Origin of the sequence: Streptomyces sp. NPDC059816 (assembly GCF_042732055.1) — a bacterium.
Taxonomy (GTDB): domain Bacteria; phylum Actinomycetota; class Actinomycetes; order Streptomycetales; family Streptomycetaceae; genus Streptomyces.
This window is the reverse complement of the sequence record NZ_JBHWIQ010000027.1, coordinates 61,552-86,585: the sequence shown is the minus strand read 5'-3', so window position 1 is coordinate 86,585 and position 25,034 is coordinate 61,552. Positions and strand designations below refer to the sequence as shown.

The window sequence follows — 25,034 nt, the reverse complement described above, 5'->3', positions numbered from 1 at the left end:
AAGAGGCGGAACCGACCAGCCAGCCGAAGGGCCGCCCAGTGAGTCAACCCGTACGCCCCGCCGTCCCGTCCGCCGTGTCGTCCGCCGTGCCGCTCCCCGCGGTCGGTCTGCGGGTGCCCACCCACGAGGACGCCCACCACTGGCACCGGGTGTTCGACGACCCGGAGGTGATGCACTTCCTCGGCGGGACGTCGGCGGAGCCGTCCGCGTACGAGGAGTTGACCGCCAGGCAGCGGCGTCACCACGCGGAACTCGGCTTCTGTCTCTGGACGGTGACCGGTGAAGGTGGCGGTGGCAGTGGCGGTGAGGTGCTCGGGTTCGCCGGCGCGCAGCCCTGGCCGCGGGACTGGGGGCCGGTGGGCGAGATGGAGATCGGCTGGCGGCTGGGGCGCGCGCACTGGGGGCGCGGGTACGCGACCGCGGCGGCGCTCGCCGGGCTCGACGCGGTGCGCGGCGCCGGGGTGCGTCACGTGGTGGCGATGGTGGACTCCCACAACGCCCGCTCGCTCGCGGTGACCGAACGGCTGGGCATGGAACGGTCGGAGGAGTTCACCACCCCGGGCGGACGGCTGGCGTACTGCTTCCGGCTCGACCTGTAGGCCCGGTGCCCACGGGGCGTGTGGACGGTGCCGGGGGCGCGCCCTGATGAGCACGCTCCCGTAGGACGGTCATCACGCTCCGCGTACGCGGGGTCGCGGCGCTTCCGGGCGGGCCGGTGTCGGAGCTACCCTTTTCGGTACCACTGGGGGTGAGTTTGTGCGCTTTGCACCCAGAACACATGACGTACGGGTCCCCCGGCTCGTCGGTCTGATGGCCGTGGACGCGAAGGCCGCCGCGCAGGCGCACGGAGTGCTGCTCACCGCGCCTGACCGGCCCGATCTGCAGCACGCCGTCGTCGACTACGTGGTGCGGCAGTACCCCGCGGCCGGGGTCGAGGTGCCGCGGGGCGCCACGGTCACCGTCTGGTTCGATCTGGGGCCCGGGGAGGGGGACGGTGGCTCGGGGGTGCGGGAGCCTCGGCGGTCTGGGCCCGCGCCGGACGGGGTGGGTCGGGAGCGGGCGCCCTGCGGCTCGTAGCCTCCGCGTGGGGTTCCTTGTGTGCGGTGCGCTGCGCTGTGCGGTGCCCCTGGGCGGGTGCGATCCGGTGCTCGTACGCGGTTCAGTCCGCGTGCGCTGTGCGGTTCGCGCAGTTCCCCGCGCCCCTTACGGTGCGACCCGCCCGAGGTCCGCGGGGCTGTGCGGGTGCGCTGCCGTTTCGCGCAGTTCCCCGCGCCCCTGATCGGGTGCGATCCAGTGCTCGTGCGCGGTTCCTGGGCGGGTGCGCTGTGCGGTTCGCGCAGTTCCCCGCGCCCCCTGATCGGGTGCGACCCGCCCGAGCTTCGCTGCCCTGCACAGGTGCGCTGTGGTTTCGCGCAGTTCCCCGCGCCCCTGACGGGGCGCCTTCCGATGCCACTGGGCCACAGGCGTGCCCCGATAGGGGCGCGGGGAACTGCGCAACCCCGCAGCGCACCCGCCCAGGAACCGCGTACGGACACCGGAACGCACCCGCCCAGGAACCGCGCACGCCCACGGGAACGCACCCGATAGGGGCGCGGGGAACTGCGCGAACGGCACACGCACCGTTACCGCTGAGGTGGCCGCACCGCCGGAGGGGAAACCATCCGGACCAGCAACGCACCCACCAGGATGCCCCCGGCGACCCAAAGGAGCCCGAAGAGCAGCGCGTCCGCCACCTGAGTGCCGATCTCCGTGCCCCCGAAGGACCCGTAGCTGCCGGCGGGAACCTGCTGCTCCATCCCGTAGCTGCCGATCGCCACCAGGACCAGGAACAGCCCCAGGAACAGCGCGCCCGCCAGCACCCGGTCCGCGGTCCCCGGGTGGCGACGGGCCGCGAGGACGCCCAGGAACACCGCGCACACCGCGCCAGCCGTGAGCGAACCGGCGACCGCCCACCCACCGACCGCGTCGCCGAGTTCGGACAGGCCGAAGGTCTCGCGCTCCCGGCTCCCGCCGCTGCCGGCCTCCACCCCGGTGGCGGCGCCCCAGGAGAAACCGAGCCCGGACACCGCGAAGTTCAGCAGCAGGAACAGGGCGACGGGGTACGAGGAGTAGTCGCCGCCCAGCGAACCGCCGTCCTCGAACTCGTCGTGTTGCAGGTAGACGACGAGCAGGATCACGGCGCACAGGCCCAGGGCGAAGCCCATCGCCCGCAGGGCGGTGCCGAACGCCTGGGTGAGCCGCAGGAGGCCCGGCCGGGCGGCGAGCCAGCCGGCGTGTTCGTCACGGCCGAGGACGACCGCCGACAGCACGGCGCTCAGCAGCAGCGCGCCCGGGACCGCCCACAGCGCCCCGGACATCTCGACGTTCTTGATGGAGGGCCGGGCGAACAGGGCCAGCACCAGCACCCCGCCGGTGACGAGCACGCTGACCCGCACGGCCGCTTCGAGCCCGGAGGTGGCGCCCCGGGCCCACGGCGTGGCCGTCGCCCAGGGGTCCGCCGCGGCGCCGGAGACCGGGAAGCCGAGGGCGGACCGTTGCCGTGTCCGGGTGCGCAGGCCCCGCAGCCCGCCGTAGAGGGCGAGCAGCCACAGGGCCGTGACGGTGAACGGGACCAGTGATATCTCGACCTTCTCGCCGTCCGTGCCGTCCGCGCCGCCGAGCGCCGAGGAGTCCGATCCGTACGTGTCGCCGTAGTCGTCCCCGTAGTCGTCCCCGTAGTCGTCGCCGTATTCGTCGCCCTCCGGTCGGGACTCCTGGAACGTGACGTCCCCGCCCACCGACTGGAGCACCATGCCGAGGCTGACCTGGAAGCGGTCGCCGAAGCCCACGGCATCCGGGTCGGACGTGTCCTGACCGTAGGTGGGCGCGGCGAGCGCGAAGGTGACCGCCACCAGGAGCACCAGCGGCCACACGGCGGCCTGGAGCGCCCCGCCCCAGTCTCCGCCGAACGCCCGCCGCAGGAACGAGCCCGTGCTGGACGGCGGGGCCGGGGGCGGCGGCAGTACGTGACCGGGCGGGTAGGCGGTGAACCCCGGTGCGGCCGGGGGGACCGGTCCGACGGGAGGCGGCGGCGGTGCGCTGGAGGCGATGAGTTCGGGCTCCCCGACGGCCTGGCCGGGGGCCGGTGGGGGCGGGGTGGGTGAGGGTGGGGAGCCGGGCGGCGCGGGCGGGACCTTCGCCGTCGACACCTGGCCGGTGGGCGGTCCGGTCGGCACCGGCGGGGCCTGGGGCGCGGGTGGCGCCGTCGGGGGGTCGGGCACGAGCGGGCGTTCCCGCCCGCAGCTCATGCAGAAGCGCCCCTCTTCGGGAGCAGGTGTTCCGCAGTACGGGCAGTACGACACCATCAGGGCACGCTCCGTCGTCCGGGACCGGGAGTGAGACACCCGCTACGGGGCGCGATCACGTAGTCAACGGACACATCTTCGATGCCGCCGGTTCCCGTCATCCAGACATCTGCGCAAGGAAGTTGGTCCGATTCGACCGGGAGTGGACGGCACCCGTCCCGCAGCGGGGCGCGACCGAGGGGGCTCAGCCCTGTTTGAAGCCCCGGTGCAGGGTCACGATCCCGCCCGACAGGTTCCGCCAGGCGACCCGCGACCAGCCCGCATCCTGCAACATCGCGGCCAACCGGGGCTGGTCCGGCCAGTCGCGGATGGACTCGGCGAGGTACACGTACGCCTCGGGGTTCGAGGACACCGCGCGGGCCACCGGCGGCAGGGCGCGCATCAGGTACTCGCTGTAGGCGGTGCGCAGCGGGGCCCAGGTGGGGTGGGAGAACTCGCAGATGACGACGCGTCCGCCGGGCCGGGTGACGCGCAGCATCTCGCGCAGCGCCCGCTCGGTGCCGTGGACGTTGCGCAGCCCGAAGGAGATGGTGACCGCGTCGAAGGTGTCGTCCTTGAACGGCAGTCGGGTCGCGTCGCCCGCCGTGAGCGGCAGCCAGGGGTTGCGCCGCTTGCCGACCTTGAGCATGCCGAGGGAGAAGTCGCAGGGCACGACGTAGGCGCCGGCGCGGACGAACGGGAGGGAGGAGGTGGCGGTTCCGGCGGCGAGGTCCAGGACCTTCTGCGCGGGCCGGGCGTCCACCGCCTTGGCGACCTCGCGGCGCCAGATCCGGTCCTGTCCGAGGGACAGCACGTCATTGGTGAGGTCGTAGCGTTCCGCGACGTCGTCGAACATCGAGGCGACGTCGTGCGGCTGCTTGTCCAGGGATGCGCGGGTCACCCCCCCATTGTCGCAGCCCCCCGCCGCCCGCCAGGGGCGGGGGCGCTATCGGCGGCGGTGCACGATGCGGCCGGCGCAGACGGTGACGAGGCATTCGCCCGGGGCGCCCGCGCGCGGGTCGCCGTCGAAGGCCGCGAGGTCCGCGCGGGCCGACTCGGCGAGCGCCAGCGGCCGTCCGTCGGGGCGGACGAGGACCCCGGCCCGCTCGGCCGCGGACCGCAGGGCCGGATCGGTGAGGTGGCCGGCCACCACGGCCACGCCGCCCGTGGTGAGGACCGCGTGCACCCGCTCCCGGGGCGAGGGCGCCCCGGGCAGTGCGCCGTCGTGCACCCGCCCGGGGCCGAGCACCCCGGGCCAGGACCGCACCCGGGCGGTGGGGAACCGCTCCCGCAGGACGTCGAGCGCGCCGATCGCGGCGATCCGGTCCCCTCGTACGGCGACCGCGCCGTGCGGCACCGACGGGCCGCCGTCCCAGTCGAGGACCAGTTCCCGGCCGGTGTGGAGGGTCAGCACCGGCGGGTCAGTTGCTGCTGAGGAGCTTGAGTTCGGGGTGCGCGGTGCCCCCGGCGATCGCGGTGGAGGAGATGTGCGACTGCACCCGCTCGTCCACCGGGTCGTTCGCCGGGTCGTCGTGCACCACCAGGTGCTCGTACGTGGTGGCCCGCTGCGCGGGGACCCGCCCGGCCTTGCGGATCAGGTCGATGATCTCCAGCCGGTTGGACCGGTGCTTGGCCCCGGCCGAGGAGACGACGTTCTCCTCCAGCATGATCGACCCGAGGTCGTCCGCGCCGTAGTGCAGGGAGAGTTGTCCGACCTCCTTGCCCGTGGTCAGCCAGGAGCCCTGGATGTGCGCAACGTTGTCGAAGAAGAGCCGGGCGATCGCGATCATGCGCAGGTACTCGAAGAGGGTGGCCTGCGTACGGCCCTTGAGGTGGTTGTTCTCCGGCTGGTACGTGTACGGGATGAAGGCGCGGAAGCCGCCCGTCCGGTCCTGGACGTCCCGGATCATCCGCAGGTGCTCGATGCGCTCGGCGTTGGTCTCGCCGGTCCCCATGAGCATGGTGGACGTGGACTCGACGCCCAGGCCGTGCGCCGTCTCCATGATCTCCAACCAGCGCTCGCCGCTCTCCTTGAGCGGGGCGATGGCCTTGCGCGGGCGGGCCGGCAGCAGCTCCGCGCCGGCCCCGGCGAACGAGTCGAGCCCGGCCGCGTGGATGCGGGTGACGGCCTCCTCCACGGAGACCTTGGAGATCCGCGCCATGTGATCGACCTCGGAGGCCCCGAGGGAGTGGATGACGAGCTGCGGGAACGCCCCCTTGATCGCGGCGAAGTGCTCCTCGTAGTACTCGACGCCGTAGTCGGGGTGGTGGCCGCCCTGGAACATGATCTGGGTGCCGCCGAGTTCGACGGTCTCGGCGCAGCGGCGCAGGATGTCGTCGAGCTCGCGCGTCCAGCCCTTCTTCTTGTCCTTGGGGGCCGCGTAGAAGGCGCAGAACTTGCACGCCGTCACGCACACGTTGGTGTAGTTGATGTTCCGCTCGATGATGTACGTCGCGATGTGCTCGGTCCCCGCGTACCGCAGCCGGCGGGCGGCGTCGGCGGCGGAGCCCAGGGCGTGCAGCGGCGCGTCCCGGTACAGGTCGAGGGCTTCCTCGGGGGTGATCCGGCCACCCGCGGCGGCACGGTCGAGGATGGGCTGGAGGCCGGCCTTCTCGGTCACCGGGCGGTCCCTTTCGGCAGGGGTTGGTCGGTCCGATCCAGCGTACGTCAGCGGGGTGCGGCCCCTGGGAACGGGCCGCCGTCAGGCCCCGTACCCGCCGAGCAGGACGCCGACGAGGGCCCCGCCGAGCAGGAACGGCCCGAAGGGGATGGCCGTGCGCCGGGTCGCGCGCCGCCGCAGCACCAGCACCGCCCCGTACAGCGCGGCGAACAGGAACCCGGCGAAGGTGCCGACGAAGACGGCCCCCCAGCCGTACCAGCCGAGGGCGGCCCCGAGCGGCAGGGCGAGCTTCACGTCACCGAAGCCCATGCCGTCGGGGTTCACCAGGAACAGGACGAGGTATCCGGCGCCCAGGGCCAGCGCACCGAGCAGGGCGCCCGACCAGCTGCCCCCGTGGCCGGGGACCAGGGCGGCGGCGCCCAGGAGCACGGGTGCGGCGGCGGCGAGCGGCAGGGTCAGCACGTCTGGCAGCCGCTTCACCGCCAGGTCCACGAGCGCGAGCAGCACCGCCGGCGGTGCCAGCAGCAGCCAAACGGCGACTTCCGGCCGTACTCCGGTGGTGCCCGCGAGCAGCGCGCACGCCCCCGCCGTCACCCCCGCGACCAGGGGCGTCCCGGGACCGAGACGGCCCTCGGCGCAGCGCGCCGGGCCCAGCCAGCCGCGCACCCCGGGAGGCAGCGGGTGGCCCTGCGGGCCGTGCGCGCGCCAGGGGTCGCCGGGCTCCACCGACAGGCGGTACGCCACCCGGGGGAGCAACGCACCGGCGGCGAGCCCCCACAGCGCCGCCACCACCGTCACGACCGCCCCACCCGTCCCCATGCCGTCCCCGCTCCCTGGCCGTCGGCCCGCCGCCCACCGCTCGCGGGGTCCACCCTGGCCACCCCGGCGCCCGCCTGGATACCGTTTCCGCGTCCCGGGACGGACGTTGGCCGAAATCACACCGTCAGCGGCAGGACGCAACCGTGGGCCCGGTCCCCGTCGTCACCGCACGCGAGGGCCCGACCCGCGGGTGGGGGTCTCACCGGGGGCACGCAGCGAGGAGACGACACATGCGCACGGTCACGACGGGGTCCGGCGGCGGGCTCCGGGCTCCCGGGTGGACGGCACGGTCCGCCGCGGCGTTCGCACTGGCGACGACCCTGCTGCTCACCGGCTGCGGAGGCGGGTCGAAGGACGGGGCGACGGAGCGGGCCGCCCCCGCGCCCACGCTCAGCGCCTCCGTCGCGCCGCTCGAAACCGGCAGCGCCCTGCCGCGCACCGAACGCCCCGACGTCACCCTCCCCCGTGACCTGACGGAACGGTACGAGACCTGGGTGACCCACGACTCCGAGCGGGACCTGGTGATGGGCGACGCCGGCCTGGCCCAGGGCACGGTCCTGGACGCGCTGGTCGGCGGCGAGACCACCACGGGGGCGGTGGAGTTCTTCTTCACCGGGAAGGCCCTGTCGGCGGTCCGCGCGTACACCCGCGACAGCGCCGCCTCCGGCTCCCGGCCCACCGGCTTCGTCCGCTACTTCAAGCCGGAACTCACCCTCCCCGACGGCCTGTTCGACCTTCCGGAACGGCCCCGTGCGGCCCTGTCCTTCTGCGCCGACGAATCGCGGCTGTCCCCCAAGAACCGGGTGACCGGCAAGGTCGGCCCGGCCCCGCGCGGGGCGGACGCACTCGTGTTCTACGAGACCCGGCTCCGGCTGAGCGACCGGGGCGTGTGGCAGACCTTCGAACTCGCCACGGAGCGCGGCGCCGCGGAATGCGCCCCGTGACCCGGCGGACCTCCCCCGTAGCTCAGGAGACCTTCCTCAGTTGGGCCTGGGGATTGCCCGCCCGCGTGTTGTCGGACTCGTACCGCAGGCCCTCCGCGGTCGGCACCAACCGGACCTCGTGGGCCTCGGTCGTGCACTGGTACGGGTTCGACTCCAGGGGACGGCCGGTGGCGACGAGGCGCTTCTCGTCGGCGCTGCGCAGCACCAGGACGTTCTCGCAGACCCCGTCGATCGGGTCGACCTGCCGGAACGTCCCGACCGTGGCGCCCGTCGCGGCCTGCCGGACGGTGACGGTGAAGGTGCCCATCGGCAGGGTGTCGGACAGGGCGTAACCCTCGCCCTCCCAGGTGCCCAGGTACCGCTCGGGCACCGCCAGTTGCTTGGCGTCGGAGGAGCCCGGGGAACGGTCATCCGCGTCGCCCCCGCCGAACAGGTCGAACACGAACGCCGAGCCCACCGTGACGGCGGCCAGGGCGCCCGCCACGACCAGGGCGATCGTGCAGCTCACCCTGCGCCCCCGGCCGCGGACGTCCGCCGTGCGTTCGGCGCTCGCCTCCACGGAGATCCGGCCGGGCTGCGCGGTGTCGATCGGGGCCTCGGCGAGGGCGGCGGAGGTCGACGCCGGGGCGACGGCCACGGGCGGGAAGGGCGGCGGCGGCCCCACCCGGCCACCGCCGGGCAGGGTCGTTCCGGGGCCGCCCACGGACGAGCTGGTGAACGGGACCGGGCCGGTGGGGCCGGCGGCAGGTTCCGGGGGTGCCGGGGGTTCCGGGGGTTCCCGGTGCGGGACCGCGTCCAGGTCCAGCAGGCCCACCGCGACCCGGCTCACCTCGGCCACCAGCGCCGTCGGCAACCAGCCGGCCGCCACCAGCGGGGCGGTGCCCTCGGGCGCCAGTCGCCGCACCAGTTCCGCGGCGTCCGGCCGGTCGCCGGGGTCCTTCGCCAGACAGGCGGCCACGACCTCGCGCAGTTCCCCGGTGACCCCGGACAACTCCGGCTCCTCGTGGACGACCCGGTAGAGCAGCGAGGCCGAGGAGTCCCCGGGGAACGGGGACGCGCCGCTCGCGGCGAAGGCCAGGACCGCGCCGAGCGAGAAGACGTCCGCCGCGACCGTGACGTCCCCGCCGAGGATCTGCTCGGGAGCCATGTAACCGGGCGAACCGATGGAGACGCCGGTGGAGGTGAGGGTGGAGGTGCCGTCGGTCGCCCGGGCTATGCCGAAGTCGATCAGCCGCGGCCCGTCGAGGGCGAGGAGCACGTTCGAGGGCTTCACGTCGCGGTGGACGAGCCGCAGCCCGTGCACCCGGACCAACGCTTCGGCGAGCCCCGCACCGAGGGTGCGGACCGTGTGCGCGGGAAGCGGTACGGGCCCGTCCGGGCCGGCGACCGCGCGGGCCAGCGAGGGGCCCGCGACGTAGCCGGTCGCCACCCAGGGCACCGCGGCGGTCGGGTCGGCGTCCAGGACGGGGGCCGTCCAGTCGCCGCCGACCCGACGGGCGGCGGCCACCTCACGGCGGAACCGGGCCCGGAACTCCTCGTCGCGCGCGAAGTGCGGGTGCACGACCTTGACGGCGACCGTCCGGCCGCCGGCGCTGCGCCCGAGGTAGACCCGGCCCATCCCACCGGAGCCTAGGCGGCCGACCAGGCGGTAGGGGCCGATGGAGGTCGGCTCGTCGACGTCGAGTGGTTGTACGGTGCCCGGCTGCACGACGTCGGCCTCCCCCAGAAGCACATGGCTGTGCGCAGCAGCGTAGCCCCGTGCGATGCGGGGCGGTGCGGGGCCGTCGGGGCGGCGTTGCGGGCCGGTGCGGATTCACCCGTCCCGTAGGAGTCCTCCGGGCCCGGACGCCCCCTCAGCCGCCGTTCGTGGAAAACCCGTTGCCGGGGACGCTCCCGTTCGTCCCGCAAATGCCCTCGTAATTGACGCCGGACATGATTGGCCCGTCGAACAGGACCGGCTCGTTCCGCAAGGAGTGGGGACCGCGCCCGGTTCCGTCCCCCCGGCCCCGGGATCGGAAGGACCGTCGGGGGTTAGGGAAATTTCCGGTGACGCCCCGGGGAATTCCAGGACGCCGTCAGCACGCTTTGACGCCGCTAAAGCGATTCACGCGGAATGCGCACGGCCACCGCACGGAAACCCGGTACCGCCCGGTTCCGTCGTGTTCCGTTCCGTCGTGCTCCGTTCCGTTGCGTTCCGTTCCGACCCGTTCGGGTTCGTTGCGCGACGTTCGGGTTCGTTGCAGGGCGTTCGTTTGCGGTGCGGGGCACCCCGGCCTGGGTGCCCCGCTCACGGTTGGAGGAGTCGCACCCGGACGTCCGCCGGGAACCCGGTCGTCGGGCCCACCCGACGGGCGAACTCGGAGACGGCGGCCAGCTGCGGAGCGGCGAAACGGAAGTCGAGCGTCCGGAAGTACCGTTCCAGCACCTCCGTGTCGAACGTCTCCCACCGCGCGGCCTGTTCGGCCACCTTGGTGACCTCCTCCAACGACAGGTCACGGGAGGCGAGGAACGCCTCGTGCACCTGCCGCACCACCTCGGGCTCCCGCTCCAGGTAGTCGCGACGGGCCGCCCACACGGCGAACACGAAGGGCAGCCCCGTCCACTCCTTCCACAGCGCACCCAGGTCGTGCACCTGGAGCCCGAGCCGGGGCGCGTAGTGCAGGTTCGCCCGCAGGGCCGCGTCCCCGATCAGCACCGCCGCGTCCGCCTCCTGCATCATCAGACCCAGGTCCGGCGGGCAGGTGTAGTAGTCGGGGCGCACGCCGAAGCGCTCGGCCAGCAGGAGTTGCGCCAGGCGCACGGAGGTCCGCGAGGTGGAACCCAGGGCGACCCGGGCCCCGTCCAGCTGGTCCAGCGGCACTTGAGAGACGATCACGCAGGACATGACCGGGCCGTCGCAGCCCACCGCGATGTCGGGGAAGGCGACCAGGTCGTCCGCGTGCTTCAGGAACTCCACGAGGGTGATGGGCCCGATGTCCAGCCGGCCCTCCACGAGGTGCTCGCTCAGCTGTTCGGGGGTGTCCTTCATCAGTTCGAGGTCGAGGAGCGTTCCGGTCCGCGCGAGCCCCCAGTACAGGGGTACGCAGTTCAGGAACTGGATGTGCCCGACACGGGGCCGGGTACGGCCGGCGGCCGAGGGCGCGGTGGCGTCCTGGACCGGCAGGGGTGCCGCGGGAGAATTGTCCACATCGCGAGGCTAGCCCGCGGGGGCGCGCGGCGGGCGCAGGGGGGCGCCCGGCACGGTGCGCCGGACGGCGGTCCGGGCAGTGGGTGGGCAGCGGGTCGGGCCTCGCGCGCCAGTGGCAAGGGGCAGCGGGTTATGCCCCGTCACTTTGCCGAACTATTGGCTCCTACACGGCCCCGGCATGGCCCCCAGAGGGCTTCCACATGGGCTCCGACGTCGCCCCGGCGCGGCTCCGACACGACACCCTCGCGTCAAGGCCAACGGCCCGACTCAAACATCCGGGTGACGTGATCTTGACCTCTATCGCTTTCCCGGGGCTCCGTGCTAAGCTCAACGCAAGTTGCAGTTTGGTTTCCCTTGCAGTACAGAGCCTGCGGAGCATGTAACCCGCAGGCTTTTGTCGTTTTCAGACTTTTGCAGTTGTTACAACAGCAGGTTCTGGAGCAGGGCAACCCTTTGGCCCAAGGAGGGCTTATGGCTACCGGAACCGTGAAGTGGTTCAACGCCGAAAAGGGCTTTGGTTTCATCGCCCAGGAAGGCGGGGGCCCCGATGTCTTCGTCCACTACTCCGCGATCAACGCGGCCGGGTTCCGCTCCCTTGAGGAGAACCAGGCCGTGAGCTTCGACGTCACGCAGGGCCCGAAGGGCCCGCAGGCGGAGAACGTCACCCCGCTGTAGCGGGACTCCCGAGGTCACTCGGGGACCGATCCGGAACGGATAGCAGTACCCAAGGAGCCCCGCTCCCTCCGCGCCTGCCGCGGCGGGAGGCGGGGCTCCTGCCTGTTCCGCCCGCGTCACGGGTCGGGCGCCCGCTTCACGGGTCGGGCAACAGGGCGGGGTCCACCGGGTCGGCGGGGCAGGAACGCCCCGAAGCGGGCAGGTCCCCCTCCAGGAAGAACGCGTCCACCACCCGCTTCACGCACTTGGACGAGGTGTAGGCGCCGTGGCCCTCGCCCCGGTTGTCCAGGACGACGGCCGAGTCACCGAGACGGCGGGCGGTCTCGACGGTCCACCGGTAGGGCGTGGCGGGGTCCCCGCGCGTGCCCACCAGCAGGAACTTGGGCGTCGGAACGTCGTGGATCGAGCGGACGAAGTCACTGCCCGGCGGGTAGCCCGTACACAGCAGGACCTGACTCAGCTGGGTGGGACCGAAGACGGGCGAGGCGGCGGTGTAGTCGGCGAGCAGCCGTTCGTACGCCGGGCCGGACAACTCGGCGGCGGTCGGCCGGTCGGGGTCGTCCGCACAGTTGACGGCGACCAGCGCGGCCGATCCGTTGTCCAGGGGCACGACGGGCACGTCCTCGCCCCGGGGGTGGGGGGCGCCGGTGACCGGGACCGGCATGGAGGTCGCCAGCAGCGGGATCGGGTCGTCGTCCTCGATCAGCGAGGTCAGGGCGAGGGACAGCGCCGGCCAGTTGGACTGGCTGTACAGCGTGGCCGACAGCGCGGAGACCAGGGTGTCGACCGTGAACAGCGAACCGTCGTAGAGGGTGATCGGCTCGGCCGTGACGCGCTCGACCAGTCGGGTGACGGCACGCTTGGCGTCCCGGGCGTTGGTCCCGAGCGGACAGTGGGGGCGGGCGGCGCACCAGGTGGCGAAGTCGTCCAGGGCCCGCTGCCGCCCCTCCGCGGTCACCAGGCCCTGTTCGACCAGCGGCTCGGTGAGGGTGTCGACGCCGTCGAGGACCATCCGGCCGACGCGGTGCGGGAACTCGGCGGCGTACGCGGCACCGAGCCGGGTCCCGTAGGAGAAGCCCAGGTAGTTGAGACGGTCGTCCCCGAGGGCGTGCCGGATGACGTCCAGGTCACGGGCGGCGTTGATGGTCCCCACGTACGGCAGCACGGGGCCCGAGTCGCGGCGGCACTGCGCGTAGTGGGCGTCCGCCTGCGCGACGAAGACGTCCGGGTCCGCGCCGGTGAAGACGGGCGGAGCGCTGTCGCCGCAGCTGACGGGGGAGCTCCGGCCGACACCGCGCGGGTCGAAGGTGACCACGTCGTACGCGTCGGTGAACTCGTTGAAGGTCCTGCCGAAGCCGGCGAGGGTGACGATGCCGGGGTCGCCCGGGCCGCCGAAGTTCAGCAGCAGCGAGCCTTCGGGGTCGTCGGTGGTGGCCGTGATGCGGGCCAGGGCGATGCGCAGGGTGCCCTTGTCCGGGGCGGCGTAGTCGAGGGGGACGGTGACCTCCGCGCAGGTCATGTCCTCCGGGTTCTGCGGTAGGTCCTCGCAGGGGTGCCAGGTGGCGCGTTGCTCGTAGAACGGGCGCAGGTCCGGCTGCTCTGCGCGGTCCGGCCGGTCGGGGCTGGTCGGTTGCGCCGGGGCGGTCACTGTGAGTAGCGCTGCTGCCAGGGCTGCGGAACGTATCCGTAGCGTGCGCTTCGCGCGCATCGCGCCCTCCAGTGGGGGGAAGGTGCACTCACCTCACCATAGGAGTGGTGAGGTGACCCCGCGCTACGAAGTTCCGTCCGGGGTGCTCGGGGCTCTTGCGGTGCGCTGCACTCTGCGGGTGCGTCGTGGTTGCTCGCGCAGTTCCCCGCGCCCCTTGGGTGCGTTCACCTGTGCGTGCGTTGTCCCCGCGCCCCTGGGTGGGTGCCTCCCCGGGTCCGTCGTTCACCGCGGGTGCGTCGTGGTTGCCCGCGCCGTTCCTCGCGCCCCTATCGGGGCGCCCCCCTGCTGGGTGGCCTGGCGGTCGGGGCGTTCAGCGGGTCGATCAGGGGCGCGGGGAACTGCGCGAAGCCCCAGCGCACCGAACTGGACAACTCACGCCGAGCAGGACGTCCCGACAGGGGCGCGGGGAACTGCGCGAAACCGGAGCGCACCGGACGGGACAACGCACGCACAGGTGAACGCACCCAGGGGGCGCGGGTATCCCTGTTTGGGGCAGGGGGAGTGCGGGGATCCGCGCGACGATGGGCCCGTGGTCACCACAGGAGCGAACAACCTAGGCGGATTCCTGCGCAGCAGGCGCGAACGTCTGACCCCAGAGGCCGCAGGCATAGCACCCGGCATCACCCATCGGCGCGTCCCGGGACTCCGCAGGGAGGAGCTGGCCGAACTCGCCGGGGTCAGCATCGGCTACTACACCCGGCTCGAACAGGGAGCCAGCAGCAGCGCTTCGCCCGCGGTCGTCGACGCGCTGGCCGCAGCGTTGCGACTGGACCCGTCCGAACACGAACACCTGCGCGTGCTCGCCGCCCCGAGAAGGCCGACCCGCTCCCGTGCGCACCGCAGCAAGCTGAGGCCGTCGGTGCGCGATCTGCTGGCCGCCGTCCCCACAGCAGCGGCGATCGTGATCGACCACCGCGCCGACGTCCTGGCGTGGAACCGTCTCGGTCACGCGCTCCTGGCCTGTCACCTCGACGTCGACGCCCCGGACGCACGCATCCGGCCGAACATCGCACGCATGCTGTTCCTCGATCCGCACCACCGCGCGCTGTACTGCGACTGGGCCGGCAAGGCGCAGGTCACGGTCGCCGCCCTGCACCAAGCAGTCGCCCGGCACCGGTCCGACGCCGGCCTCGAACACCTCGTGGGCGAACTCGTCTCCGAGAGCGTGGAGTTCGCCCGACTGTGGGCGCGGCGTCCCGTTCGCACCTGCTCGTCCTACCTGCGCGCGCTCGACCATCCCCTCGTCGGACGGATGACCCTGTCGAACGAGACGGTCACCCTGCCCGACGACGACCAGCAGCTCGGGCTGTTCTACGCCCGCCCCGGCACCCCCGACGCCGACGCCCTCGCCCTGCTGGCACAGAGCATCGACCGACGATCCGCGCCGGACGCCCCGTCGCAGAAGGAGAACGCACGATGAAGATCATCACGGTGGGCGGCGCCGGCACCATCGGGCGCCGGCTGGTGCCCGCGCTCCGGGCCCGGGGCCACGAGGTCGTCGTGGCCGGACGCACCTCGGGTGACGTCCACGTCGATCTGACCTCGCACGAGACCATCGAGGCCATGTACGGCGAGGTCGGGGCGGTCGACGCGGTCGTGAGCATCGCGGCGCACGGTGAGCTCGACGACTTCCGGACGCTGACGAGGGAAGCGCTGTACGAGAACATGCGCGCCAAGCTCTTCGGCCAGGCCGATCTGGTCCTCACCGGTCAGCACCACGTCGCCGACGGCGCCTCCTTCACCCTGACGTCCGGCGTCTTCGCCGACCGCCCGTGGCCGAACGTCACCGGTGGGGGCGTCATCAGCGGCTCCCTGCACAGCTTCGTCCTGTCAGCCGCGATCGAGTTGCCGCGGGACCTGCGGATCAACGTGGTCAGCCCGACGCTGATCGGCGACTCCGTCGACGAGTTCGGCGAGCACTTCCCCGGCCTGCGACCGGTGCCGATGGACGAGCTGGTCGATCACTACGTCGCCTGCGTCGAAGGCGACGGCACCGGCCGGATCATCCGCGCGTACGGCCTCGATTTCGCGAAGGCCCACGCGGGGGGCGCGCACCTGGGATCGTCGGGAGGATGACCCGGATACGCCCGCGGCTGACCACCGCTGCCCCGTCCCTCGCCCTGCTCGCCCTCATGGCAGCCGGCTGCGGCCTCCCGAACGCGGACCCCGACTCCGACGCTCCCCCGTCGGCGCCCCCGCCGTCCGTCACGGACGAATGGACCGAGCGGGTCGCGGAGAACCACGCGTACCGCAAGCAGGCGTCGATCACCGCCGAGCAGCGGCGGGAAGCCGGGCCCGGGGCCGAGGCGTTGGCCACGGCCCTGCGGAAACTCGCGGACTCCGACAGCACCACCGAAGCGGCCCTGCGCACCGCGACCGCCCGGGCGCTCGGCTTGCGGCCCGAGCACATCGAGTCGGTGGGCGACCGGTTCGCCCCGCTGCGCAGTGCGCTGGTGGGCGGCGGCGAGGGCCGCGTGTGCGTCAACGGCACGGTCCACCCCACCGGCGAGGTGGAGACGGAGGTCGTCGGCCGCACCGCGGACGGCACCTGCATCCCCGGCCTGGGCAAGTACTGACCCCCACCCGGGCCGAACGGGCTGGCCAGCCCGGCGGCCGGGGAACAGCCGCAGGCACCCCTTCGGGCTCGCGCGAAGCGGCACCGCGAGGGACTGCCATATGCTGGACACTTCATTGACTGCAAACCGTCGTGCTCATCGGCGCGCACCGCCGCCGGCCGTGACCCGGCGACCGGCCCACCGGAGGGCGCTCGGAAAACGGGAGCGAGAATGACATCTGGAGCCGTCGAGGACACCCACGCACCGGCGGAGGGCTTGCGGGCGGAGATAGCGCGCCTCGACCGCCGCGTGGCCGAGCTGGAGGCGGAGCGCCGCAGATACGCGCACGGCTCCGGCTCCCTCACGCTCGATGAATTCCTCGAACCGGTCCGTCTCTCCCGTCGGGCCTGGGACCTGCGGCGGGCGAGCGGGGAGCAGCAGCACAAGGTGATCAAGGTGGTCCGGCCGTCCGCGGTGACGCTGCCCCTCTCCTCCCCCTTCCGCCGGGAGCCGCCGCGCAAGCCGGAGGACCAGCAGCCCGAATACCTTGAGCAGTTCGATGACCGCACCCTCTTCTACGACGCCTTCCAGCACGGCGACGACGTATGGCTGAGCGGCCCGCCGGTGAGCAACCTCAAAGCGCCGCTCAGCAACGGGGCCTGGCGCGTCGACGGCGTCGACGTCACGGGCGACCTCGGTCTCCGCGACTGGGGCCGCACGCAGCGCTCGGTGATCACGGGGGCCGGTGCGGGCCGCGAGCTGTCCTTCAGCCTGGGGAACGACAGGTTCAGCGCGGACATCGCGCCGAACGAGTCGGACCTCTTCGCCGGGCAGCGCACGATCATCACGAAGTCCAAGGACAACGACCTCGTCTGGATCCAGGACTTCCTGCGCTACTACCACCTCGTGCACGGGGTGACCGGAATCGTCTTCTACGACAACAATTCCACGCGCTACACCCCGCAGGACGTCGCCGACGCCATCGCGGAGGTGGACGGGATCACCACGGCCGTCGTCGTGGACTGGCCCTTCCCCTTCGGACCGCAGGGCGGCCCCAACAAGGTCTGGGACTCGGACTACTGCCAGTACGGGCTCCTGGAGCACGGCCGCTTCCGCTATCTGTCCCAGGCGGCCGGTGTGATCAGCGCGGACATCGACGAGCTGATGCTCTCCGATGACGGCCGGTCCGTCTTCGATCATGCCGTCGAGTCGGAGACCGGCGTCGTGATGTTCTCCGGCTACTGGATGGCCAAGGCGACGCGCACCCCCATGGCCTCCGACCGCCAGCGCCGCTTCACCGACTACCACCACCGTTCCAAGGGCACGACGACGGTGAAGTGGGCGGCCCTGCCGGGCGTCGTGGACGAGATGACCACGCAGTGGCGCGTGCACAGCGTCGCAGGCTCGGGAGCCGCGAAGACCGACAAGATCCACCACCGGCACTTCGCAGGTGTGAACAACGGCTGGCGTTACGACCGCTCCGAGGACGTCGCCCAGCCGGACGCCCACGTCTACGACCCGCGCATGAGCCGCGTCCTCGACCTCGTCTTCGGCTCCAACCCCGAAGAAGTCCGGGGCACCCGGTAGCCGCCCGCCTCACCCGGCAGGTTCCTCCCCGCGCACCCGCAGGACCGCGCCGACACGCCCGTGGGGCCCGCCGTTCTCGGCGGGCCCCACGGGCGTGAGCGGCACCCCGGGAACCCGGGGGTCAGAGGTCAGGCAGCAGCGGGAGCCGGGCCCCGGTCCTGCGGGACGGGAGCGACGGCACCCGCCTCGTCGATCGGCGAGGCCGACGCGTTGTTGTACGCGTCGTGGTCGAGGATCTTCTCGCGGGCCGAGACGATCACCGGAACCAGCGCCTGGCCGGCGACGTTCGTGGCGGTGCGGATCATGTCGACGATCGGGTCGATCGCGAGGAGCAGGCCGACGCCCTCGATCGGCAGGCCCAGCGTCGACAGGGTCAGCGTCAGCATGACCGTGGCGCCGGTGAGGCCGGCCGTGGCCGCGGAGCCGACCACCGAGACGAAGGCGATCAGGATGTAGTCACCGAGGTTGAGGTCGACCTTGAAGATCTCCGCGACGAAGATCGCCGCGATGGCCGGGTAGATCGCGGCGCAGCCGTCCATCTTGGTCGTGGCGCCGAACGGCACGGCGAAGGACGCGTACTCCTTCGGGACGCCCAGGCGCTCGGTGACGCGCTGGGTCAGCGGCATCGTGCCCACGGAGGAGCGGGAGACGAAGGCGAGCTGGATCGCGGGCCAGGCACCCTTGAAGAACTGGAGCGGGTTGACCTTGGCGACGACCGCCAGCAGCGTCGGGTACACGCCGAAGAGCACCAGGAGGCAGCCGACGTACACGGCGGCGGTGAAGACGGCGTAGTCGCCGATCAGGTCCCAGCCGTAGGTGGCGATGGCGTAGCCGATGAGGCCGACGGTGCCGAGCGGGGCGAGCTGGATGACCCACCACAGGGCCTTCTGGAGGAGTTCGAGGACGGCCTCGCTGAGGCTGAGGATCGGCTTGGCGCGGTCACCGATCTTCAGCGCGGCGATACCGGCGACGGCGGCCAGGAAGACGATCTGGAGGACGTTCAGCTCGGTGAACGGCGTGATCACGTCGGTGGGCACGATGCCGGTGAGGAAGTCGATCCAGGAGCCGGTGTTCTTCGGCTCGCCGCCGTCCTTGGGGGTCAGGCCGGTGCCCGAGCCCGGGTTGGTCACCAGGCCGATGACCAGGCCGATCGCCACGGCGATCAGCGAGGTGATCATGAACCAGAGGAGTGTGCGGGAGGCCAGCCGCGCGGCGTTGTTGACCTTCCGGAGGTTGGTGATCGACACCAGGATGGCGAAGAACACCAGCGGGCCCACGGCGAGCTTCAGCAGCCCGACGAAGATGTCGCCGATCTTCTCCAGCGTGGTCTGCAGCCACGAGATGTCGAAGTATCGGGACAGCCAGCCCAGGGCCACACCGAGTACGAGACCGATGAGTATCTGGGCCCAGAAGGGCACCGGGAACTGCCGCTTGGCCGGTGTCACCGGCTGTGACGGCGTGTTCGTGGCGGGGACGGACACGAGGACACTCCCTTGGGGGTGATGGGGGTCGGGGGGTGGTGCTGGCGGCGCGGCGCTGCCCTGGGGAACGGGTGCCCGAAGGCTCGGGGCAGGGGCGGGAAGCACCACCGGATCGGCCGGCGGTCGCGCACGGGGGTCCGGACGGGCCTGGGAACGGGGCGGGTCCGGCGGGGGAACTCAGAAGCGGCGACAGGCCGCGCGGGGGTGACGACAGGCCGCGGAGAGACAGCGGCACAGGTCCACGTGCAGGCGCGCCACGAGCGGGACGCCCATGGTGGTCATGGGCGACGGACCCATGACGGAGCGACGCGCGGCGGTGGACTTCATGCCACACACGTTAACACTTGTACTTTCAGGTCCTCAAAGCCCCACTTTGACCTCGGTGCCGGGGTCCGCACTCTCGGTTCCATGCCCTGATGGTCCCCAACAGCCCCCGCACGCACACCACATGAAACAGGCCGACTCCTCGTCACGGCGAGGAGCCGGCCCTTTACCTGAGACATACCTCACGCCCGCGGAACGCGGTTCACGCGCGCGTGGACCTCGCGTCCTCCACGAGGTCCACCAGGTGGTCCTCCTGCCTGGCGGAGCGGTCGAACCCGGCCTTGGCCCGGTCGACGCGGTGGACGATCTGCCCGGAGGCGACGTCGCGCTGCTTGCGCAGCATGACGAAGCTGAGCGGCGCGGAGACCACCATGGCGAGCAGCAGGATCCACAGGCCGTTGGAGGAGCCGAGCCCGCGGGGGAGCAGACCCGCGTAGACGAGGGCCCAGACGAGCCCCAAGCAACCCGCGAAGATCCCCAGGCGCATCAGTGTGTAGCGGAGCATGATCCACTCTTCCGTTCCGACAGTGGGCGCATATCAGTGAAGCACTACGCCCTCGGCGGCCGTCAGCCGGGTGGGACGCTCGGCGCGCCGGACCCGCCCGTCCGGCCCTCGGCGGACGCCCTCAGCGGTCAGGTGAGCGGCAGCAGCATGGTGACGTCGTCGCGGTCGTCCCCCGGGGCGACCCGGATCGCGTCGGGCACCCGTCCGACCTCCTTGTACCCGCAGGAGGCGTAGAACCGCTCCAGCCCGAGACCGCCGCGGCAGGTCAGCCGGAGGGCTTCGACGCCGGGCACGGTGCGCGCCATGTCCGCGGCGGCGGCCATGAGGTCCCGCCCGTAGCCCTTGCCCTGGTGCCGGGGGTGGACCATCACCGTGTACAGCCACAGCCAGTGGCGCATCAACCGGTGCTGGTTGGCGGTGAGGAACGCGGTCGCGGCGACCTCGTCGCGGTCGTCGCGGCCGATGAGCAGGCGGGTGCGACCCTCGGCCATCGTCGCGAAGTGTTTGACCACCTCGGGCCGGACCTCCCGGGCGCTCACGGGCGGCACGAAGCCCACCGCGCCGCCCGCGTTGGAGACGTCCACCCAGAGGCCGACCAGCCCGTCACGGAGCTCCTCGTCAATGGAGGGGTCCACAGTGAATGTAAGGGTCATAGTCGTATTCTAATCATTACGTCAGGGTGGTCGTTCCGGGTGCCGCCGGGCGCCTCCCCCGGGAACGACCGTGCCCCCGTACGCGCTTCGGCAGGCGAGGCGTACGGGGGCACGGCGGCGTCCACTCGGACCCGCGCGGAGGGTTCGGAACCGCGCGGTGGGTTCAGACCCGCATCGGCTGCGGCGACTCCCGCCGCTCGGGGTCGGGACCGTCGTACTCGCGGATGATCTCGTACCGCGTGTTCCGCTCCACCGGCCGGAAACCGGCGTCCCGGATCAGCTCCAGCAGATCGTCACGGGTCAGCTTGTTCGGGGTGCCGAAGTCGTCCGCGTCGTGCGTGATCTTGTACTCGACGACCGAGCCGTCCATGTCGTCGGCGCCGTGCAGCAGGGCGAGCTGCGCGGTGTGCAGTCCGTGCATCACCCAGAAGCACTTCACGTGCTGCACGTTGTCGAAGAGCAGTCGGGAGACGGCGAAGGTCTTCAGGGCCTCCGCGCCGGTGGCCATGGTGGTCTGCGCCTGGATGCGGTTGCGGACCTTGCCGTCCTTCACGTCCACGAAGTCGTGCTGGTAGCGCAGCGGGATGAAGACCTGGAAACCGCCGGTCTCGTCCTGGAGCTCACGCAGCCGCAGTACGTGGTCGACCCGGTGGCGCGGCTCCTCGATGTGGCCGTACAGCATCGTCGACGGGGTCTTGAGCCCCTTCTCGTGGGCCAGCCGGTGGATGCGCGACCAGTCCTCCCAGTGCGTGCGGTGGTCCACGATGTGCTGGCGGACCTCCCAGTCGAAGATCTCCGCCCCGCCGCCGGTCAGCGATTCGAGGCCGGCGTCGATCAGCTCGTCCAGGATCTCGCTCGCAGTGAGCCCCGAGATCGTCTCGAAGTGGTGGATCTCGGTGGCGGTGAACGCCTTCAGCCCGACGTTCGGCAGGGCCTCCTTGAGGGCCCGCAGCGAACGCGGGTAGTACCGCCACGGGAGCGAGGGGTGCAGACCGTTGACGATGTGCAGCTCGGTGAGGTGGTCGCCCTCCATCTCCTTGGCCAGCCGCACGGCCTCCTCGATGCGCATGGTGTACGCGTCCTTCTCCCCCGGCTTGCGCTGGAAGGAGCAGTACGCGCACGACGCGGTGCACACGTTCGTCATGTTCAGGTGGCGGTTGACGTTGAAGTGGACCACGTCACCGTTCTTGCGGGTGCGCACCTCGTGTGCGAGACCGCCGAGCCAGGCCAGGTCGTCGCACGCGTACAGCGCGACACCGTCCTCGCGGGTCAGCCGCTCACCGGCGCGGACCTTCGCCTCCAGTTCGCGCTTCAGCCCGACGTCCATGCCCCTGCCTCTCTCGCCCTGCCTGCCGTGTGCGGCCCCGTCCGCGGTGCCGGTGCGGGGCCCTGTTCGGTCCGCCCACCGGGAGCGTCCGTCCGGAGCGCACGCGCGCTCCACCGTACGCCTAGACCTCTTCGGGCAGGTCCCCGACCCTGTTCTCCCACTTGGTGGAGAGCACGATCGTGGTCCGGGTCCGGGAGACGCCCTTGGTGCCGGACAGCCGCCTGATCGTCTTCTCCAGCCCGTCGACGTCCCCGACGCGCACCTTCAACATGAACGAGTCGTCGCCCGCGATGAACCAGCAGTCCTCGATCTCACTGAGGTCCCGCAGCCGCTGGGCCACGTCCTCGTGGTCGGCCGCGTCGGAGAGGGAGATGCCGATCAGGGCGGTGACGCCGAGCCCCAGGGATGCCGAGTCGACGCTCGCGCGGTAGCCCGTGATGACCCCGGCCGCCTCCAACCGGTTGATCCGGTCGGTCACGCTGGGGCCGGAGAGCCCCACGAGGCGACCCAGTTCGGCGTAGGAGGCCCTGCCGTTCTCCCGCAGGGCCTGGATGAGCTGCCTGTCCACGGCGTCCATGAAATCCGAGCCTTTCATTATTCAGCAGTCCCGCGAGTTTACGTCTGAGATCAAAGGCACGTTGGCCGGACACCCTACGAATCTCACCTGGTGGAACGCCGGGAGCGTACGGGACGGCTACGGCGCGGAACGGACGCCCCCACCACCGTGTTCCTCCCGCCCGCCACCCAGCGAGCCGTCCCACCGCCGGTACAGCCCGTGCCGCACCCCGACCGCGTCGAGCGCCCGGCCGGCGACGAAGTCCACCAGGTCCTGGATGTGCACGGCCCCGGCGTAGAAGGCGGGCGACGCGGGCAGCACCACCGCACCCGCCTCGTCGAGGGCCACCAGCTGTCGCAGCGTCTGACCGCTGAGCGGGGTCTCCCGGACGGCGACGACCAGCGGCCGGCCCTCCTTGAGGGTCACGCTCGCGGTCCGCTGGAGGAGGTCCTTCGACAGCCCCAGCGCGACCCCGGCCACGCACGCGGTGGACGCCGGCACGATGATCATGCCCCGGGCCGGGTACGAGCCCGAGGACGGCCCGGCGGCCAAGTCCCCGGCGGCCCAGTACCGCACCTCGTCCAACGGCGGCGGGGCGAACGCGTCGGGCTTGCCGTCGGCGCCCCGCGCCAACCACTGCGCGAGGTCGTCCCGCCAGTGGGCGTCCCGGAAGGCGATGCCCGTCTCGTCGAGCAGGGTCAGCCGCGAGGCGCGCGAGACCACGAGGTCGACGCTCTCGCCCGCCGCGAGCAACGCCCGCAGCAAGGACGCGGCGTACGGCGTTCCCGATGCGCCGGACACCCCCACGATCCAGGGGCGCCGGGTGGTCTTCTCTGACTGCTCCACGCCTTCGAGCCTATCCGGCGCCCCCGCGCGCCCCGCCCCCCGGTGCACGTCGGCCGCCGGGGAACGCGCCGGGCGCGCAGTGCGTTGGAGGTGCACGGGGGAGGCTCCCCGGGCAGCCTCCGTACGGGGCCGGCGACCGAGCCGGCGGACCGGCCCGAGCAGCGACCCGGACAGCGACGCGGACGCGGCACGGAAGCAGCACGGGAACCGCGCGGCAACGGCGGGCGGACACATCGGCGAGCGGGGAAGGACCCATGGCACTCGACACACCGGGAAGCAGCACGACCCGCGGCGCCGCCCTGCCCGCGGCCAAGCTGATGCTGCTGTGGGTGGGACTCCTGTGGGTCCTGGAAGCGGTGGACACCGCCCTCGGCCACCGGCTGGACGCCTACGGCATAACACCCCGGGCGGCCGGTGAGCTGTGGGACGTCGTGCCGGCGGCCTTCCTGCACGTGGGCTGGGACCACCTCGCGTCCAACACGGTCCCGCTGCTGGTCCTCGGTTTCCTCACCGCCCTGGCCGGCCTGCGCAAGTTCCTCGGCGTGGTCCTGACGATCACCCTGATCAGCGGGGTCGGCGTCTGGCTGACCTCCCCGCCGGACACGGTGACCCTCGGCGCCTCCGGCGTGGTCTTCGGACTCCTCGGCTACCTCGTGGTCCGCGGACTGGTCGACCGCCGACCGTGGGAGATCGTGATCGGCGCGGTCGTCGCCGTGTTCTACGGGTCACTCCTGTGGGGTGTTCTGCCCACCGACTCCGGCGTCAGCTGGCAGGGCCACCTGTTCGGACTCCTCGGCGGTGTTCTGGCGGCCTTCGCCTTCCGCCGCACCCGCCCCGCCGTCAACTGACGGCCGTCCGCGGGGGCCCCGGCTCCGGAGCGGACACCGCCGGCCGGGTGACAGCGGATCACGGCGCACGGCAGACTGTCCCGTCCATCGACCGGACGGAAGGGGGCTCCTGTGAGTGCGCCCACGGTGCGCCGGCGCAGGTTGGGCGCGAAACTGCGAGCCCTGCGCGGTGACCTCACCCTCGACGAGGTGGCGGAGAAGTCGGCGGGCGGGTTCATCACCTCGAAGCTGTCCCGGATAGAGACGGCGAAGAGCGCCGCCAAGGCCAGCGACGTGGAGGCACTGCTCGACCTGTACGCCACCCTGGGCCGGGACGTCACCGACGAACTGCGCGCCGCGATGGTCGCCCTCACCAAGGACAGCACCCAACGGGGCTGGTGGCACTCGTACCGGGGCGTGCTGTCCCCCGTCTACGAGGACCTGATCAGCCTGGAGGCCGAGGCCGAGTCCGTCTCCACCTGGCACCTGGGGGTCATCCCCGGACTGCTCCAGACCGCCGAGTACTCCCGCGAGATCATCCGCGCCACCGCCATGACGGAGGCGGTCGAGGCCCGGGTCGACGCCCTGGTCGAGGTGAGGCTCGCCCGTCAGGCGGTGCTCACCCGGGACCGGCCGCTCGCCCTGTGGGCGATCATCTCGGAGCAGGCGCTGCGCTCCTCGGTGCCCGGCAACGGCGTGATGTACGACCAGCTCGGCAAGTTGCTGTCGATGGGGCGGCGGACCAACGTCAACATCCAGATCCTGCGCTCCGACGCCCCGCTGCACGCCGGGCAGATGGGCTCGTTCAGCATCCTCGGTTTCGGCACCCACGCCGACCTCGACGTGGTCCACGCCGAGAGCCTGACCGCCGCGCTGTACATCGAGGAGCCGGACAAGGTCGCCATGTACAAGGACGCGGTGCAGCGCCTGACCTCCGCCGCGGAGTCCGTGGAGGCGTCCGTCGGACTGCTCGCCCGGTTGAGGAAGGACCACGAACCGTGCTGAGAACGCCGCCGTCCTGCGCGTGAGCTGGCGGAAGTCCTCAGCCCTCGGACGCCGACAGCGGTCGCGGACCCCGCCTGAGCCGGACCCGGCG

25 protein-coding genes are annotated in these 25,034 nt (G+C 72.2%); 10 read left to right on the top strand and 15 right to left on the bottom strand.

Features of this window, described 5'->3' with window-relative positions:
* Positions 1-38 precede the first annotated feature (38 nt).
* The gene (locus tag ACFV88_RS29235; protein WP_385494981.1) at positions 39-599 is read left to right on the top strand and encodes a GNAT family N-acetyltransferase; all 561 of its coding nucleotides are present in this window, start codon (positions 39-41) and stop codon (positions 597-599) included.
* A 157-nt stretch (positions 600-756) separates the two neighbouring features.
* Positions 757-1,077 carry a PASTA domain-containing protein gene (locus tag ACFV88_RS29230; protein WP_385494979.1) on the top strand — a complete coding sequence of 107 codons (321 nt, stop codon included), beginning with the start codon at positions 757-759 and terminating at the stop codon, positions 1,075-1,077.
* Positions 1,078-1,622: 545 nt separating this feature from the next.
* On the opposite strand, the gene ACFV88_RS29225 is transcribed toward ACFV88_RS29230, so the two are convergent.
* The 5 genes from ACFV88_RS29225 to ACFV88_RS29205 all read right to left on the bottom strand — a co-directional run bounded on the left by ACFV88_RS29225 (position 1,623) and on the right by ACFV88_RS29205 (position 6,763).
* A complete protein-coding gene (locus ACFV88_RS29225; RefSeq protein WP_385494978.1) occupies positions 1,623-3,344 on the bottom strand; it encodes a zinc ribbon domain-containing protein in 1,722 nt (573 codons plus the stop codon).
* 184 nt (positions 3,345-3,528) lie between these two features.
* On the bottom strand, positions 3,529-4,224 hold the full coding sequence (locus tag ACFV88_RS29220) for a demethylmenaquinone methyltransferase (RefSeq protein WP_385494977.1): 696 nt from the start codon (positions 4,222-4,224) through the stop codon (positions 3,529-3,531).
* Between the two features lie 45 nt (positions 4,225-4,269).
* Positions 4,270-4,737 (bottom strand): hypothetical protein, encoded by a 468-nt coding sequence (locus tag ACFV88_RS29215; RefSeq protein ID WP_385494976.1) that lies wholly within the window; start codon positions 4,735-4,737, stop codon positions 4,270-4,272.
* Between the two features lie 7 nt (positions 4,738-4,744).
* A complete protein-coding gene (gene mqnC / locus ACFV88_RS29210; RefSeq protein WP_385494975.1) occupies positions 4,745-5,944 on the bottom strand; it encodes a cyclic dehypoxanthinyl futalosine synthase in 1,200 nt (399 codons plus the stop codon).
* An 81-nt stretch (positions 5,945-6,025) separates the two neighbouring features.
* On the bottom strand, positions 6,026-6,763 hold the full coding sequence (locus ACFV88_RS29205; RefSeq protein WP_385494974.1) for a prepilin peptidase: 738 nt from the start codon (positions 6,761-6,763) through the stop codon (positions 6,026-6,028).
* A gap of 230 nt (positions 6,764-6,993) precedes the next feature.
* Between ACFV88_RS29205 and ACFV88_RS29200 the strand changes: the two genes are divergently transcribed.
* Complete coding sequence (locus ACFV88_RS29200) at positions 6,994-7,707, top strand: hypothetical protein (protein ID WP_385494972.1); 714 nt, start codon at positions 6,994-6,996, stop codon at positions 7,705-7,707.
* Between the two features lie 22 nt (positions 7,708-7,729).
* Here ACFV88_RS29200 and ACFV88_RS29195 read toward each other — a convergent pair whose 3' ends face one another.
* Both ACFV88_RS29195 and ACFV88_RS29190 read right to left on the bottom strand, forming a co-directional pair.
* Positions 7,730-9,415, bottom strand: coding sequence for a serine/threonine-protein kinase (locus tag ACFV88_RS29195; protein WP_385494971.1), 1,686 nt, complete (start codon positions 9,413-9,415; stop codon positions 7,730-7,732).
* A gap of 579 nt (positions 9,416-9,994) precedes the next feature.
* Entirely contained in the window at positions 9,995-10,870 is an 876-nt protein-coding gene (locus ACFV88_RS29190) for a menaquinone biosynthetic enzyme MqnA/MqnD family protein (protein ID WP_385495020.1), read from the bottom strand.
* A 495-nt stretch (positions 10,871-11,365) separates the two neighbouring features.
* Here ACFV88_RS29190 and ACFV88_RS29185 point away from each other — a divergent pair, with 495 nt between their 5' ends.
* Complete coding sequence (locus ACFV88_RS29185; protein WP_385494970.1) at positions 11,366-11,569, top strand: cold-shock protein; 204 nt, start codon at positions 11,366-11,368, stop codon at positions 11,567-11,569.
* Between the two features lie 136 nt (positions 11,570-11,705).
* Here ACFV88_RS29185 and ACFV88_RS29180 read toward each other — a convergent pair whose 3' ends face one another.
* Entirely contained in the window at positions 11,706-13,277 is a 1,572-nt protein-coding gene (locus ACFV88_RS29180; protein WP_385494969.1) for an alpha/beta hydrolase, read from the bottom strand.
* Positions 13,278-13,806: 529 nt separating this feature from the next.
* On the opposite strand from ACFV88_RS29180, the gene ACFV88_RS29175 reads away from it, so the two are divergent.
* From ACFV88_RS29175 to ACFV88_RS29160, 4 genes are all read left to right on the top strand, one after another.
* The gene (locus ACFV88_RS29175; RefSeq protein WP_385494968.1) at positions 13,807-14,697 is read left to right on the top strand and encodes a helix-turn-helix domain-containing protein; all 891 of its coding nucleotides are present in this window, start codon (positions 13,807-13,809) and stop codon (positions 14,695-14,697) included.
* Complete coding sequence (locus ACFV88_RS29170; protein WP_385494967.1) at positions 14,694-15,353, top strand: short chain dehydrogenase; 660 nt, start codon at positions 14,694-14,696, stop codon at positions 15,351-15,353. The genes ACFV88_RS29175 and ACFV88_RS29170 overlap by 4 nt, the downstream gene beginning before the upstream one ends.
* Entirely contained in the window at positions 15,350-15,853 is a 504-nt protein-coding gene (locus ACFV88_RS29165) for a precorrin-3B C(17)-methyltransferase (protein ID WP_385494965.1), read from the top strand. The genes ACFV88_RS29170 and ACFV88_RS29165 overlap by 4 nt, the downstream gene beginning before the upstream one ends.
* 210 nt (positions 15,854-16,063) lie before the next feature.
* Positions 16,064-17,419: a capsule biosynthesis protein CapZ gene (locus ACFV88_RS29160; RefSeq protein ID WP_385494964.1), complete on the top strand. Its 1,356-nt coding sequence runs from the start codon at positions 16,064-16,066 to the stop codon at positions 17,417-17,419.
* Between the two features lie 128 nt (positions 17,420-17,547).
* Here the strand turns inward: ACFV88_RS29160 and ACFV88_RS29155 are convergent, their stop codons facing one another.
* The 7 genes from ACFV88_RS29155 to ACFV88_RS29125 form a co-directional block, all read right to left on the bottom strand.
* Positions 17,548-18,900, bottom strand: coding sequence for a dicarboxylate/amino acid:cation symporter (locus tag ACFV88_RS29155; RefSeq protein WP_385494963.1), 1,353 nt, complete (start codon positions 18,898-18,900; stop codon positions 17,548-17,550).
* A gap of 177 nt (positions 18,901-19,077) precedes the next feature.
* Positions 19,078-19,227 (bottom strand): hypothetical protein, encoded by a 150-nt coding sequence (locus ACFV88_RS29150; RefSeq protein ID WP_385495023.1) that lies wholly within the window; start codon positions 19,225-19,227, stop codon positions 19,078-19,080.
* A 199-nt stretch (positions 19,228-19,426) separates the two neighbouring features.
* A complete protein-coding gene (locus ACFV88_RS29145; RefSeq protein ID WP_385494962.1) occupies positions 19,427-19,729 on the bottom strand; it encodes a DUF4229 domain-containing protein in 303 nt (100 codons plus the stop codon).
* A gap of 128 nt (positions 19,730-19,857) precedes the next feature.
* Positions 19,858-20,382, bottom strand: a complete 525-nt coding sequence (locus ACFV88_RS29140) for a GNAT family N-acetyltransferase (protein WP_385494961.1) — start codon at positions 20,380-20,382, stop codon at positions 19,858-19,860.
* Positions 20,383-20,545: 163 nt separating this feature from the next.
* On the bottom strand, positions 20,546-21,709 hold the full coding sequence (gene mqnE / locus ACFV88_RS29135) for an aminofutalosine synthase MqnE (protein WP_385494959.1): 1,164 nt from the start codon (positions 21,707-21,709) through the stop codon (positions 20,546-20,548).
* A 121-nt stretch (positions 21,710-21,830) separates the two neighbouring features.
* Entirely contained in the window at positions 21,831-22,286 is a 456-nt protein-coding gene (locus tag ACFV88_RS29130; RefSeq protein WP_385494957.1) for an Lrp/AsnC family transcriptional regulator, read from the bottom strand.
* Positions 22,287-22,403: 117 nt separating this feature from the next.
* Complete coding sequence (locus tag ACFV88_RS29125) at positions 22,404-23,111, bottom strand: UbiX family flavin prenyltransferase (RefSeq protein WP_385494956.1); 708 nt, start codon at positions 23,109-23,111, stop codon at positions 22,404-22,406.
* Positions 23,112-23,365: 254 nt separating this feature from the next.
* Between ACFV88_RS29125 and ACFV88_RS29120 the strand changes: the two genes are divergently transcribed.
* Positions 23,366-23,959, top strand: a complete 594-nt coding sequence (locus tag ACFV88_RS29120; RefSeq protein ID WP_385494955.1) for a rhomboid family intramembrane serine protease — start codon at positions 23,366-23,368, stop codon at positions 23,957-23,959.
* Between the two features lie 111 nt (positions 23,960-24,070).
* Positions 24,071-24,943 (top strand): helix-turn-helix domain-containing protein, encoded by an 873-nt coding sequence (locus ACFV88_RS29115; RefSeq protein WP_385494953.1) that lies wholly within the window; start codon positions 24,071-24,073, stop codon positions 24,941-24,943.
* The last annotated feature ends 91 nt before the right edge of the window (positions 24,944-25,034 follow it).